Below are 13715 nucleotides of genomic sequence, written 5' to 3'. Positions count from 1 at the left end.
ATTATGAATTTTTATATAAGTTTTCAAAAAGTACATAATAATTATTTTTATTTGATTTTAAAATGTTATTGATATTGATTATTAATAATGATAGAATTGTTATAGTAAATTAAATTAGGGGGAAAAGCTAGTGAGTAAAATTAAAAAGTTTATATATGTAACAGTAGGGTTAATATCATTTGTGTTAGGCGCGATAGGCGTTGCACTTCCAATACTTCCGACTACTCCATTTTTATTATTAGCGTCATATTGTTTTGTTAGGGGCTCTGAAAAGTTTGATAGATGGCTTAAGTCAACAAAAATTTACAAAAAACATTTAGAAAGATTTGTAAATGAAAGAGCTATGACTATGAAACAAAAGATAGGTATATTATTATTCGCAGATATAATGTTAGCATTTCCAATTATAATATTAGATAGTTTACATATTAGGTTATTTTTAATAGCTTTAGCATGTTTTAAATATTATTACTTTATGTTTAAAATAAAAACAATAAAACAAGATGATTTAAAAGTAAATTCTCAATAAAGGTAAAAGTAGAAAGGAAAACATGAATGTTACATAGATTAGGATCAATGTTATTTTTGTTAGCTATAATAACATATTTTTTTAAGTATTTAAAATTTATAAATAATAAACTAATTTTAAAGTTACATATTTTAACTGGAAGTTTAGGATCACTAGCAATGATTGTATATTCAATAACAGATTATATTAAGGATAAGGAAGTTACAATATTGCCAGTAGGTATAGCTAGTTTATTAATATTATTATCTGGGACTAATAAGGTCAGAAAAAAATATAAATGGTTACATTTAATGTCGGTTATAGGATTTGCAGTTGCGCTTGCATATCATATAATCAACTAATATGCAGGAGGGAATATTATGGTAAATAAAAGATTACTTTCGCTTAGCAAAGAATCTCAAAAATATGTATATTTTACAGTTTTAATGAACTGGATATCAATAATTTGTAATATAGGAATAGTTTTATTTGTTGGAAATATAATAGACAAATTATATAATAATGATTTGAATTTTAATATGGTAGCTTATGTGGCTTATTTAGGTTCGTTAATATTGATAAGATTTATATGCAATTATATGTCAGGAATATTTTCTTATAATTCTTCAGCAAAGGTAAGAGCATCAATAAGAGAAAGTATTTATAAGAAATTATTAAAATTAGGTGTAAATTATAATGACACAATATCAACATCATCAACTGTTCAAATAGCAGTGGATGGAGTTGAGGCACTTGAAATTTATTTTGGTAGATACTTACCTCAATTATTTTATAGTTTATTAGCACCGCTTACATTATTTGCTGTTATAGCACCTATAAGCTTTAAGGCAGGTATAGTACTTTTAATATGTGTTCCATTGATACCAATATCAATAGCGTCAGTTATGAAATTTGCTAAAAAGCTTTTAAGTAAATATTGGGGAATATACACTAATTTAGGTGATTCATTCCTAGAAAATCTTCAAGGTCTTACTACTTTAAAGATATTTGATTTAGATAAAGAAAAAAATGATGAAATGAATAAAGAAGCAGAAACTTTTAGAAATATAACAATGAAGGTCTTATCAATGCAATTAAATTCTATAACAATAATGGACTTAATAGCATTTGGTGGTTCTGCTATAGGTATATTAATAGCTGTTAATGAATTTTCTAAAGGTAATATTACCATAGGATCTACAGTAGTAATAATATTATTATCATCAGAGTTCTTTATTCCGATGAGGCTACTTGGGTCATTTTTCCATGTCGCTATGAATGGATTAGCTGCTGCTGATAAGATATTTGATTTACTTGATGCTAAGATTGAAGAAGAAAAAGAGTTATCAGATAAGAATAAGGCAAAATTAAAAGATATTTCTATATCAATAAAAAATGTTGATTTTAGCTATGATAAAGAAAGAAAAGTCTTACATAATGTAAATATAGATATAGAAAATAAATCAATGGTTGCTTTAGTTGGAGAAAGTGGTTGTGGAAAAAGTACAATAACTAATTTACTTTTAAAATTAAATAAGGTCGATAAAGGTGAAATTCTATTAAATGAAGTAAACTTAAATGATATACCATTTAATGAATTAAGAAAAAAAGTAAGCTTTATAAGTCATAGCTCGTATATATTTAACTCTACGATAGAGGCAAATTTAAGAATGGGTAAAGAAGATGCAACTGAAGAAGAACTATATATAGCTTTAAAAACAGCAAATCTTTATGATTTTGTAATGGGACTTGATAAAAAATTACAAACTCCAGTTGGTGAAAATGGGTCGTTCTTATCAGGAGGTCAAAAGCAAAGATTAGCTTTAGCTAGAATGATACTTACGAATCCGGAAGTTTATATATTTGATGAAGCAACTTCAAATATTGACGTTGAAAGTGAAGACTCAATACTTGAAACGATATATGCTTTAGCAAAAGAGAAAACTGTAGTAGTTATATCACATAGATTAGCTAACATAAAAAATGCGGATAAGATATATGTGTTAAATAAAGGGTATATAGCTGAAAGTGGAAATCATGAGGAATTAATGAACAATAATTCAGTATATGCGAATCTATATACTAATCAAGAAAACTTAGAAAATATATATAAAGAAGATATAGTTAGGGAGGTGGCTATAAGTGAATAATGAAAGAAAAAGATTGTCAGGTAGTAAAATAATGCTTAGACTTATAAAAATACTAAAGCCACTAGTACCTGTAATGATGATAACAATAAGTTTTGGTGTATTAGGATTTTTAGCGGCTATAGCAATAACTACATTTGGAGCAGTTGCTATGGGAGATATTATAGGTCTTGATATGGGTTATACTTTTAAAAATGCAGTAAAAGTAATAATAGTATGTGCAGTACTTAGAGGTATATTAAGGTATATAGAACAATACTCAGGTCATTATATAGCATTTAAAATACTTGCTATACTAAGAGACAAGGTATATAAAGCTTTAAGAAAGTTAGCACCAGCTAAGCTTGAAAGTAAAGAAAAAGGAAATTTAATATCAGTTATAACTAGTGATATAGAATTACTTGAAGTATTTTATGCTCATACAATAGCACCAATAGTTATAGCTATAATTACATCATCAATAATAGCATTATTTTTATATAATATAAATCCATACTTTGGGATTATAGGATTAGTTTTTTATGTAATAGTAGGATACATAATACCAGTTTTATCTTCTAAATTAGGAAGTGAAGCAGGACTTGATTATAGAAATGAATTTGGGCAAGCTAATAGTTTTTTACTTGATTCATTAAGAGGTATAAAAGAAATATTATTATTTGGTCAAGGCGATAATAGACTAAACTCAATAAATAAAAATAGTGATAAATTAAATGAAAAAATGAAAGTTATAAAAAGTCATGAAGGTTTAATAAGAGCTTTAACTGATATAACTATAATGATAGCAATACTTATAACTCTTTACGTAGGTGTTGAATTATTTAAAGCTGATACTATAAATTTAGGTCAAGTAATAGTTGCTTTAGTTTTACTTTCTAGTTCTTTTGGACCAACTGTAGCGTTAAGTAACCTATCAAATAACTTAATGCATACATTTGCTTGTGCACAAAGATTATTCGATATATTAGATGAAGTGCCTGCTGTTGAAGAAGTATCTGGAAATTGTGATTTAGAAATGAATAATACTAATATAAATGATTTAGAATTTAAGTATGCAGATAGAGATGAAGTATTACTTAAAGATGTCAATCTTAACATTAAAAAAGGGGATAAGGTTGCAATAATAGGAGAAAGTGGTTGCGGAAAGAGTACACTTTTAAAACTTATGATGAGATTCTGGGATGTAGAGAATGGAAGTATTGAAATAGACAATAAGAATATAAAAACTATTCCAACTAAAGCATTAAGAAAATCTCAATCATTAGTAAGTCAAGAAACATTCTTATTCAATGATACTATTATAAATAACTTAAAAATAGGTAAAAAAGATGCAACTATTGAAGAGGTAATAAGTGCTTGTAAAAAAGCCTCAGTACATGAGTTTATAGAAACTTTACCTAATGGATATGAAACTAATGTTGGAGAAATAGGTTCTAATCTTTCATCAGGTGAAAAGCAAAGATTAGGTATAGCAAGGGCATTTTTACATAATCCACAAGTTTTAACACTTGATGAGCCTACAAGTAATTTAGATACACTTAATGAGGCACAAATATTAAAAAGTATAAAAGAAGAATCAGATGATAAAACAATAATAATGGTATCACATAGAAAATCTAGCACATCAATATGCGATAAGAAGGTTTATGTAAAAAATAATACACTTAAATTTAACTAATATAAAAGGGCTATTTTAGCCCTTTTATATTAGAGATAATTAGGGAGAAAGAGTATGACTAGAATAGAAAAAGAGAAAAATATTATTAATCTTATGATAAATATATATTGCAATAAAAAGCATAGGCATAAAAACGGATACTTATGTAATGAATGTAGTGAACTTTTAGAATATGCTAATAAAAGGTTGGATTTTTGTAAATTTGGAGAAGAAAAGAAGTTTTGTAGTAAATGTCCTATACATTGTTATAAAAAGGATATGAGAGTTAAGATTAAAGAAGTCATGAAGTTTTCAGGTCCGAGGTTATTATTTCATGAGCCAATAGAAGTTATAAAACATATTTTTGAAAAATAATATAAATTAATGATACACTTAGAAAATTATCGTAAGTTTACATCCTTGATTATTTTTAAGTTTAGTTTAAGGTAGAGTTGTTATTATATCCTAAGAAAAAGAATACAAATAAAAATTCAAATTAAATAGATATAATTTTCGGAGGATAAATCATGAACAAAAAACTATTAACAATGTTATGTGCACTTTCCTTAACAGTAAGTGTAACAGGATGCTCAGTAAAAACTAATACAACAACATCTACAAATACAAACAAAACTACAGTAACCGATCAAACAATAGATTCAACAAAAAGCGAAGAATTAAAAGAAGTAGATACATATATAGAACTTGGAGATAGCATAAGCATAAACGGAGAAGGTGCTAAGGTAGAAAACAATGTAGTAACAATAACTTCAGCAGGTACTTATAGCATAAGCGGAGAATTAAAGGACGGGCAGATAGTAGTAAGTTCAAGTGAAGAAGATAAAGTTCAAATACAATTAAACAATGCAAATATAACAAGCTCAAATAGTGCACCTATATATGTAAAAAGTGCTAAAAAAGTAGTAATAGGGCTAAGTGAGGGAACTAAAAATACTATAACAGATGGAGAAAATTATGTATTTGAAGATGCTACAACAGATGAACCAAATGCGGCAATTTTTAGTAAAGATGACCTTACTATAATAGGAACAGGTTCATTAGTAGTAAATGCAAACTACAACAATGGTATCACTAGTAAAGATGACTTAAAAATAGAAGGCGGACAAATAACAGTAAATGCAGTATCAGATGGACTAAGAGGTAAAGACTCTATTACAATTTTAGATGGTAAAATAACTATAGATGCAAAGGAAGATGGTATGAAATCTAGTAATACTGAAGATGTAGAAAAAGGATATATACATATTCAAGGTGGGACTTTAAACGTCACGTCAGGACAAGATGGAATACAAGCTGAAACTAATGCAGTAATATCTAATGGAGAAATAAATATAGTCTCAGGTGAAGGAAGTAAAAATAGTAGTAGTAAAAATGAAAACTGGGGTAACTGGGGAGGTAAGCAGCCAGCAGAAATGCAATCACCAGGAGTGCAACCACCAGAGAAGAATAATACAACTACTACAGAAGAAACGGATTCTACTAGTGCAAAAGGGATAAAAGCAACTTCTAACATTACAATATCTGGAGGTGACATAAATATAGATTCATCTGATGACTCTATTCACTCAAATGACACCATAATGATCAATGGAGGTAATATCAAAGCATCTTCTGGAGATGATGGTGTACATGCAGATTCTAAAATAGAAATAAACGATGGAGATATAGATATTACAAAATCATATGAAGGGATAGAGAGTCAGTCTATAGCAATTAACGATGGGAATGTAAATGTAGTATCAAGTGATGATGGAATAAATGCTGATGGAGGCAATGATGCTTCTTCAACTAGTGGTAGACCAGGAGAAAATAATTTTAATTCATCTAGCAAATGTGAAATAGTTATAAATGGCGGGTATACAGTAGTAGATGCTAGAGGAGATGGTATAGATGCAAATGGCACAATAACAATAACAGGTGGTACAACAATAGTAAACGGTCCTGAAAATAACGGAAATGGTTCTTTAGATTATGATGGAAGTTGTGATATAAGTGGAGGAATATTAATAGCAGCAGGTAGTGCAGGTATGGCACAATCACCTAGCGCCACTTCCTCTCAAAACTCAGTAAACGTAGCTTTATCATCACAACAAGCTAACACAATAATTCATATAGAAGATGAAAAAGGAAATGAAGTAATTACCTTTGCACCATCAAAACAATATCAGTCAGTAATAGTATCATCACCTGAATTAAAAACAGGTTCAACATATACAGTATCTTATGGAGGAACTTCAACTGGAGAAGCTAAAGATGGATTATACACTGGTGGTAAATACTCAGGAGGAACAAAATCTACGAGCTTTACAGTATCAGAAAGTGTAACTAACCTAGGTTCAGCAGGAGGTTCTATGGGAGGTCCTGGTGGGGGTCATATGGGAGGTGGAAAAGGTGGCATTAGACCAGATAGAAATGGTAGTATGCAACAACCACCAACACAAAATAGCATGGAAAACAATATTCAAACACAATAACAAATACTAAAAAAGAGGAGCAGTAGCTCCTCTTTTTTAAGTGTTTGTTATTTTATTGAAGAGGAAGCTCTACTATAAAAGTAGTATCTTTTCCTACGTTACTTTTAGCATATATCTTACCTTTATGTTGAGCTACTATAGACTTAGCAATAGATAATCCTAATCCATAACCTCCAGTTTCTCTTACCCTGGAAGTATCAATTCTGTAGAATCTTTCAAAAATTTTCTCTAGATACTCAGGTTCAATACCTTCACCAGTATTTTTAACTATTAGCTTAACTTTATTTTTATCTTTAAATAAATCAACAGTAATTTTACCACTCTTATTACTATGCTTTATAGCATTGTCCATTAATATATTAAATAATTTTTTGATACCCTCAGTATCTCCATTAATAAAGATATCATTTGAGATATTTTCTTCTAATTCAATACCATTTTCATAGATAATAGCATCAAATCCAAGCATCATACTTTGGACTATCTTACTAATATTAATAGATTGGAGTTCAATTTTATTTTCTTCAACATCTAGCTTAGCAAGAGATAACATCTCATTAACTAAATCAGACATTCTGTCACATTGAGAGTTAATGTAGTTAATCCATTTAGACTGATTTTTTACAGCATCATTTGGATTACTTAGTACTAATGAAGTATTGGTCTTTATAATGGTAAGAGGGGTTTTTAACTCATGAGAAGCATCAGCAATAAACTGTTTTTGCTTTTCAAAAGTTTCTTTTATAGGTTTTAGAGCCTTGTTAGTTAAATAAAAACTAATAAATAATAAAGCTATTAAACTTATACAGCCAACTAATAAGAAACTCTTTAAAAGCTGAGTTACTGTATTTTGCAGATAAGTTCTATTTAGTAAAACAATTTTACTGCCCATAGGAGTATCTTCTTTTGTATAAGAATATTTAGTATCACCTATTTCTATTTTGCCAGATCTACTTTTATTGTTTAGTATTTGTACTACAGATTCCTTTAGATTATTGTTGTCAATTTTAGTATTAAAACGAGTAAAAGTATTTAATATATTTTTGTCCTTATCATACTCTGCAATTATATAGTCATAATAAGGTTTAGGTTTATGACCACCCCTTAATAAAACTTCCATTTCACCATTCATTTCATTAACTATATTAGTATAAGTTATGGCAAAAATAGTTCCAAAAATAGCTACAAAAACTGTAGTAAGCAATGTCATATTAATAAGTATAAATTTTTTCTTTAGCTTATCAAACATTTTGCTCCTCCAGTTTGTACCCAACTCTTCTTAAGGTAGTAATTTGAACATTTGACTTTACATAGGCTAATTTTTTCCTAAGAAATGAAATATACACTTCAATATTATTGTGCTCTACATCAGAATCAAAGCCCCATAGTTTAGTGATTAAATCATCCTTAGTTACTATAGATGTAGGTCTTTCCATAAAATATTTTAGTATATCAAACTCCTTAGAAGTTAGAGTAAGAGAAGTACCATTGACTTCCATATTATAGGTAGAAATATTTAATTTAATATCTCCAAATTCCAATATATTATTATTTACCATAGGACCTTTTCTTCTAGTTATAGCTCTTAGTCTAGCCAATAGTTCTTCAGGAGAAAAAGGCTTAGGTAAATAGTCATCAGCACCATAATCAAGTCCTAAAATTCTATCTTCAACACTACCTTTAGCAGTAAGGAGTATAATAGGAGTTGAAATTCCTTCTTTTCTTAAGTCTTTTAATACATCTAGACCATTCATTTTAGGCAACATTATATCTAAAATAATAACATCATAAACATCTGTTAAACCATAATCAAGTCCATCTTCACCATCAAATACGGCATCAACAGAGTAATTATTTTTTATTAAAATCTGAGTTAAAGCTTCGGAAAGTTGTTTTTCATCTTCTACTAATAATAATTTCATAAAAATATACCTCTTTATATATTGTCTAATAATATATTACCAAATAATTACACATTTATTATCTAAATTTAAAATTATAAAATAAATCCCCTTAAAATTACTTTAAGGGGTTAATATTAACTGTAAGTATTATTTTCAAATCCAGCTAACGTTAAGACTATATTTAAATTTCCATTTCTACATCTTAATTCATCAATGAATTTCTTTTGATTTACATTAGGCTTTAATTGAACTTTGTAATTTAATTCAAACAATGCACCGAAATCTCTAGTCCTGATTCTTTCTATATAAAATGAGTCGGTGTATTTGTTTAATATATCTTCAAAAGCATCTTCATAGTTTAAATCTTCAGGAATAGTAATTTTAAGTTGCATATTTTTATTTTTAGGTGTTGCGAACTTAGTCAATTCAAGGATTGCCATAACTGCACATAATATAGTAGTGAATATTACAGCATATCCAATATATCCCATACCACAAGTAAGACCAACAGCTAAAGTAAAGAATACATAAGCTATATCTTTAGGATCTCCAGGAGCACTTCTAAAACGAATTATTGAAAATGCACCAGCTAAACTAAATGCTCTAGCTATGTTGTTTCCTACTAATAAAATTATTATAGCTATAACCACAGGTAGCATAATAAGAGTAGTAGTAAAACTTGAGCTATAAGTGTTTTTGTTTGTCTTCATATATATAACGCTAATTAAAAGTCCTAAAACAATTGATGATATTATTACAATAAAAGCATTTATCAGAGTAAATGACTCCCCACTTGTTGATGAAATTATTGTTTCTAACATACTTTTTCTCTCCCTTTTATATCTATATTTGAATTGTTTAAGCAGTAATTCATAAATTCACTCCCGTACTTTGAAAAATGAGTGTTGTAAATTTCTAGTTCAGTAAGTATTCTAGTAAACCATAAAGGCATAGCACCTAAAATTTTTACTTCCATTAAATACTTACTTTCGCCTAAAATATCTTGTCCAAAACTTCCAGACTCTAAAGCTAAATCATCTCGTCTAGTAATAATTTGAGAATCAAAAGTTAATCTAAAATCTCTATCATCGTTAGCAAAAAATGCCTTTCTAGAGTAGCTAATATATACTTTTGGATAGACTTTATTTTTTTTTAGATAATACTGTATCTCATTAATAACTTGTTTATTGATATAATCATTAGAAGTAGGTGCTATACCTTGGTTTACAAATTTATAGGCTTCATCTAAAGTAAGAACAACTCTTCTTTTATTAACAATACCGTTGATTTTCTTTTTAAGTTCTAAAAAGACACTATCATCTATACTATTAGGTACAGTATAACTTCTAAGTCTTAGCTTTTCCTTATAATAAGGTTTAGCAATAGAATGTCTAATAACATCGTTGTTATCTGTATCGTAATATATATTGTAGATAGAGTAGTTCTTACCAGACTTACAATGTTCATCTGGATTCATATACTCTAGTAATCTTGGTATTAATGCATCATACTGTTTTTGAGTTAAAATAAACTTCTTTTCATAACGTTTAAATGACTTAATCGCCATCAAAATACCTCCTAAAAAATATTTCTATATCTCTGTGATTTTATTGTATAAATTTAACCTTAAATGAATCTTAAAATAAAATTTGCTTTGTTTAAGTAACCCTATTGAAATCCATGAAAAATATATTGATATTACTACTAATGTGTTTTTATATTTTAAAATGATATAATTAATATGCTAATTAGCTAATAAAGAAAAAATATAAAAAGGAAGTACAAGAAATTATATTTAATGATAAGTGGAAGGCAGTAAAACATTTATTTTTAAGCGAAATAAATAATAAGTATAGCTCATCTTCAATAAATAATTTATTTTTATATTGTTATGAGATGATTATGTGTGAAAAGAAATTTGCATCAGTAGAATATATAAATGAGCATTATATGAATGATATAGATTTAAAAAATTTAGCTCAAATTGAAGATTATAATATGAATTATTATACTGAATGGTTTAAAAATAATATGGGTGTATCTCCAATTGAATGTCTCCAAAAGTTAAGAATTGATAAGAAAATATTAGACCAAAATAATACAAGAAATATTCTAAATAAGTGCTAAAAAGTATCTGTATATGAGATAAGAATATTTTTACTGCATAGTATAATAATTTATAAATCAATAAATATCAATAATTTATTACCATTGAGAAAGGAATTGATATACTATGATAGATATTAAAGTTTCAGAAAAGCTAAAAGAAGTATGTCCAGATATTACATTAGGATGTATACAAGCAAGTGTAAAAGTGGAAAGTAGTAGTGAAGGCATATTAAAAGAAATAGATAAATATTGTGAAGATCTAATTAAAAAAATTTCTTTAGAAGATATAGCAAGTTTACCGAGAATAAAGGATGCTAGAGAAGTATATAAAAAATTAGGCAAATCACCTAGTAAATACAGAGTATCTTCAGAATCTTTAATGAGAAGAATTTTACAGAAAAAAGGACTTTATAAAATAAATAACATTGTAGAAATTAATAATTTAATATCTTTAAAATCTGGTTTTTCGGTAGGGAGTTATAATATAAACAATACACAACCTCCAATATGTTTGACTATAGGGAAAGAAGGACAAAAATATAAAGGTATTGGTAAAGATCTTATAAATATTGAAAATCTGCCAGTATTATCGGATGAGATATCTACTTTTGGTAGTCCTACAAGTGATTCAGAAAGAGCAATGATAACTAATGATGTGAGTGAGATAATTATGTGTATTTATTCTTTTAGTGGAAAGCAAGAAATAGAAGAGTATTTAAAATACGCAAAAGAATTATTAGAAAAGTATGCAAGTGCAAAAAACATTTCGATTAAAGTAATTAGCTAATGAATTAAGGTGTTGGTAGAAATACTAACATCTTTTTTAGTATAAAATTAAAAGGGGGAAGTTAAGTTGATTTTGTAAGATTATTTAAAATAATAAAAAGAGTGTAGATAAGCTTGTTTTTACACAAATCTATCTACACTCTCATACTTAGATATTTCTCTCTATATAAATTTACTTATCAGATTTATATTTACATACACCATTTATATAAGTTTCATGTACATTTAAATTATTATCTATAACTATAAAATCTGCATCCATACCTTGGTCTATACAACCACATACATCATTAATATTACAACTTAAAGCAGGTACATATGAAGCCATTTTTATTGCCTCTTCTAAAGTTGCTATATTCCAATCAATTACATTTTTAATAGCATTATTCATTGTTAATACGCTTCCAGCCAAACTTCCGCTACTTAATCTTGCAACTCCATTTTTTACATTAACATCGAACTTCCCAAGAATATACTCACCACCAGGCATAGCACCAGCTCTCATACAATCTGTAATCAAGGCAATATTATCTCTAGATTTAATATCCATCATTATTTTAGCAGCAATAGGGCTTACATGATGTCCATCGCATATTAGCTCTGCATATGTATCTTTTAATGCCATAGCTGCTCCAACCATTCCAGGTTCTCTATGATTTAATGGGCTCATACCGTTATATGTGTGTACAAATATTTTAGCACCTGAATTAACTACTTTCTCGGCTTGTTCAAATGTAGATGAACTATGCCCAAGTGCTATTGATATATTGTTTTTAGTAGCATATTTAGTAAATTCTACTGCACCTTCACGTTCTGGGGCAATTGCTATTTTCTTTATTAAGTTTCCTGATTTCTCTTGCCATTTTTTTAGGATATTAATTTCAGGGTCCTTAAAATATTTTTCATTCTGGGCACCTTTATGTTTTTCAGTAAAAAATGGACCTTCTAAGAAAATTCCTTGTATTTTTGCGCCCTCAACTTTTTTGTAATTATTACTTATATTTTCTATAGATTCACTTAGTGTTTCTATAGAATCAGTCAAAGTTGTTGGTAGAAAAGAAGTTACTCCATATTTTAGTAATCCTTTTGAAATTGTATTAATAGCCTCAAATGTGTTATCCATAACATCTGCATTTAAAAGACCATGTATGTGAGTATCGACTAAACCTGGAGCAATATACTTACCTGAGTAATCTATGATATTGTCATTAACATCTGGTTTTTCTTTTTGAAATTTGCCAAATTTACCATCAATTATACTAAGGTATCCTTTTTCCTCTATACCATATTTCATAAAAAACTTATCTGCATAAATAAAATTTTTCAAAGTTGATCCCCCTAATCATATTATATTTGGTATGTTTCTTATCTCAAATGTCTTATTTTATATACAAATTTATCACTTCTAGCAACGCTTAGAGTAAATTCAATAACTATATTATTATCATTATATGTAGTACGAAGTAACTTTAAGCATGCTGAATCTATTGGTACTTCCAATAGCTCCGCCTCTTTATCAGATACTATACCTGCAGAAAATTCCTCATCAGCCACCTTGATAATTTCGCCATAGTCTTCTCTAAATATTTCATATAAAGGTTTTTGTATAACTTTTTCTTGTGTTAATCCCGCAAACTCTCTCATAGGAAGATATGTTCTTTCAAGCATCATAGGAATATTATCTGCAAGTCTTAGACGCATTATTTTTATTATTTTTTCGCCAGGGTTTATACCTAACTTTTCAGCAAAATATTTTGTACTTTCTACTATCTCAAAGGATAATACTTTTGTACTTGGATTTTTTCCTTGAGCTTTCATATGATCAGTAAAGCTATAACTATCCATTAAATTTTGTGAATTTTGATTAAGTGCAGCTACGAAAGTTCCTTTTCCATGTCTTTTGTATATATACCCCATATGTTCTAAGTCAGCCATGGCCAATCTAACTGTGGTCCTACTTACTCCGTATTCATCACAAATTTTTCTTTCTGATAGCATCCTATCATTAGGCTCCATCTCATTTTCGATTTTATTTCTTAGTATTTCAACTAATTGATCATATATTGGTCTTTTATCATTTCTGTTTATCATAAAAATTTTAATCCTCTC

General features: G+C 28.1%; 14 protein-coding genes. 8 read left to right on the top strand and 6 right to left on the bottom strand.

Features of this window, described 5'->3' with window-relative positions; genetic code table 11:
* Window positions 1-130 precede the first annotated feature (130 nt).
* The 6 genes from I1959_RS08815 (at window position 131) to I1959_RS08790 (ending at window position 6807) form a co-directional block, all read left to right on the top strand.
* A complete protein-coding gene (locus I1959_RS08815; protein ID WP_195237973.1) occupies window positions 131-529 on the top strand; it encodes a YbaN family protein in 399 nt (132 codons plus the stop codon).
* Window positions 530-555: 26 nt separating this feature from the next.
* Window positions 556-870 (top strand): hypothetical protein, encoded by a 315-nt coding sequence (locus I1959_RS08810; protein WP_195237972.1) that lies wholly within the window; start codon window positions 556-558, stop codon window positions 868-870.
* An 18-nt stretch (window positions 871-888) separates the two neighbouring features.
* On the top strand, window positions 889-2658 hold the full coding sequence (locus I1959_RS08805) for an ABC transporter ATP-binding protein/permease (RefSeq protein ID WP_195237971.1): 1770 nt from the start codon (window positions 889-891) through the stop codon (window positions 2656-2658).
* The gene (locus I1959_RS08800) at window positions 2651-4333 is read left to right on the top strand and encodes an amino acid ABC transporter ATP-binding/permease protein (RefSeq protein ID WP_330615175.1); all 1683 of its coding nucleotides are present in this window, start codon (window positions 2651-2653) and stop codon (window positions 4331-4333) included. Before I1959_RS08805 ends, I1959_RS08800 begins: the two co-directional genes overlap by 8 nt.
* Window positions 4334-4387: 54 nt before the next feature.
* A complete protein-coding gene (locus I1959_RS08795) occupies window positions 4388-4687 on the top strand; it encodes a nitrous oxide-stimulated promoter family protein (protein WP_166504767.1) in 300 nt (99 codons plus the stop codon).
* A 152-nt stretch (window positions 4688-4839) separates the two neighbouring features.
* Window positions 4840-6807 (top strand): carbohydrate-binding domain-containing protein, encoded by a 1968-nt coding sequence (locus I1959_RS08790; protein ID WP_195237970.1) that lies wholly within the window; start codon window positions 4840-4842, stop codon window positions 6805-6807.
* A 52-nt stretch (window positions 6808-6859) separates the two neighbouring features.
* Here the strand turns inward: I1959_RS08790 and I1959_RS08785 are convergent, their stop codons facing one another.
* The 4 genes from I1959_RS08785 to I1959_RS08770 all read right to left on the bottom strand — a co-directional run bounded on the left by I1959_RS08785 (window position 6860) and on the right by I1959_RS08770 (window position 10278).
* Complete coding sequence (locus I1959_RS08785) at window positions 6860-8056, bottom strand: sensor histidine kinase (RefSeq protein WP_195237969.1); 1197 nt, start codon at window positions 8054-8056, stop codon at window positions 6860-6862.
* Window positions 8049-8729 carry a response regulator transcription factor gene (locus tag I1959_RS08780; RefSeq protein ID WP_195237964.1) on the bottom strand — a complete coding sequence of 227 codons (681 nt, stop codon included), beginning with the start codon at window positions 8727-8729 and terminating at the stop codon, window positions 8049-8051. The genes I1959_RS08785 and I1959_RS08780 overlap by 8 nt, the downstream gene beginning before the upstream one ends.
* A 116-nt stretch (window positions 8730-8845) precedes the next feature.
* Window positions 8846-9532: a DUF4956 domain-containing protein gene (locus I1959_RS08775; RefSeq protein ID WP_195237962.1), complete on the bottom strand. Its 687-nt coding sequence runs from the start codon at window positions 9530-9532 to the stop codon at window positions 8846-8848.
* Complete coding sequence (locus I1959_RS08770; protein WP_195237960.1) at window positions 9526-10278, bottom strand: polyphosphate polymerase domain-containing protein; 753 nt, start codon at window positions 10276-10278, stop codon at window positions 9526-9528. The genes I1959_RS08775 and I1959_RS08770 overlap by 7 nt, the downstream gene beginning before the upstream one ends.
* 335 nt (window positions 10279-10613) lie before the next feature.
* Here I1959_RS08770 and I1959_RS08765 point away from each other — a divergent pair, with 335 nt between their 5' ends.
* Entirely contained in the window at window positions 10614-10838 is a 225-nt protein-coding gene (locus tag I1959_RS08765) for a helix-turn-helix transcriptional regulator (protein ID WP_195237958.1), read from the top strand.
* Window positions 10839-10944: 106 nt separating this feature from the next.
* Complete coding sequence (locus I1959_RS08760; RefSeq protein ID WP_195237956.1) at window positions 10945-11607, top strand: B3/B4 domain-containing protein; 663 nt, start codon at window positions 10945-10947, stop codon at window positions 11605-11607.
* A 171-nt stretch (window positions 11608-11778) separates the two neighbouring features.
* On the opposite strand, the gene nagA is transcribed toward I1959_RS08760, so the two are convergent.
* Both nagA and I1959_RS08750 read right to left on the bottom strand, forming a co-directional pair.
* Window positions 11779-12933 carry an N-acetylglucosamine-6-phosphate deacetylase gene (nagA, locus tag I1959_RS08755; protein WP_166504775.1) on the bottom strand — a complete coding sequence of 385 codons (1155 nt, stop codon included), beginning with the start codon at window positions 12931-12933 and terminating at the stop codon, window positions 11779-11781.
* 38 nt (window positions 12934-12971) lie between these two features.
* Window positions 12972-13697, bottom strand: coding sequence for a GntR family transcriptional regulator (locus I1959_RS08750; protein WP_166504776.1), 726 nt, complete (start codon window positions 13695-13697; stop codon window positions 12972-12974).
* Window positions 13698-13715 lie beyond the last annotated feature (18 nt).

Source organism: Romboutsia sp. 1001285H_161024_C4, from assembly GCF_015550185.1.
GTDB lineage: Bacteria > Bacillota > Clostridia > Peptostreptococcales > Peptostreptococcaceae > Romboutsia_C > Romboutsia_C hominis.
The sequence above is the reverse complement of the archived record's forward strand: the minus strand, read 5'-3'. Positions and strand labels throughout refer to the sequence as shown.

Bases quoted from the DNA above. Each gene is read 5' to 3' on its own strand.
- I1959_RS08810 (WP_195237972.1), top strand. From the start codon at position 556: ATGTTACATAGATTAGGATCAATGTTATTTTTGTTAGCTATAATAACA.
- I1959_RS08805 (WP_195237971.1), top strand. From the start codon at position 889: ATGGTAAATAAAAGATTACTTTCGCTTAGCAAAGAATCTCAAAAATAT.
- I1959_RS08795 (WP_166504767.1), top strand. From the start codon at position 4,388: ATGACTAGAATAGAAAAAGAGAAAAATATTATTAATCTTATGATAAAT.
- I1959_RS08790 (WP_195237970.1), top strand. From the start codon at position 4,840: ATGAACAAAAAACTATTAACAATGTTATGTGCACTTTCCTTAACAGTA.
- I1959_RS08785 (WP_195237969.1), bottom strand. From the start codon at position 8,056: ATGTTTGATAAGCTAAAGAAAAAATTTATACTTATTAATATGACATTG.
- I1959_RS08780 (WP_195237964.1), bottom strand. From the start codon at position 8,729: ATGAAATTATTATTAGTAGAAGATGAAAAACAACTTTCCGAAGCTTTA.
- I1959_RS08775 (WP_195237962.1), bottom strand. From the start codon at position 9,532: ATGTTAGAAACAATAATTTCATCAACAAGTGGGGAGTCATTTACTCTG.
- I1959_RS08770 (WP_195237960.1), bottom strand. From the start codon at position 10,278: ATGGCGATTAAGTCATTTAAACGTTATGAAAAGAAGTTTATTTTAACT.
- I1959_RS08765 (WP_195237958.1), top strand. From the start codon at position 10,614: ATGTGTGAAAAGAAATTTGCATCAGTAGAATATATAAATGAGCATTAT.
- I1959_RS08760 (WP_195237956.1), top strand. From the start codon at position 10,945: ATGATAGATATTAAAGTTTCAGAAAAGCTAAAAGAAGTATGTCCAGAT.
- I1959_RS08750 (WP_166504776.1), bottom strand. From the start codon at position 13,697: ATGATAAACAGAAATGATAAAAGACCAATATATGATCAATTAGTTGAA.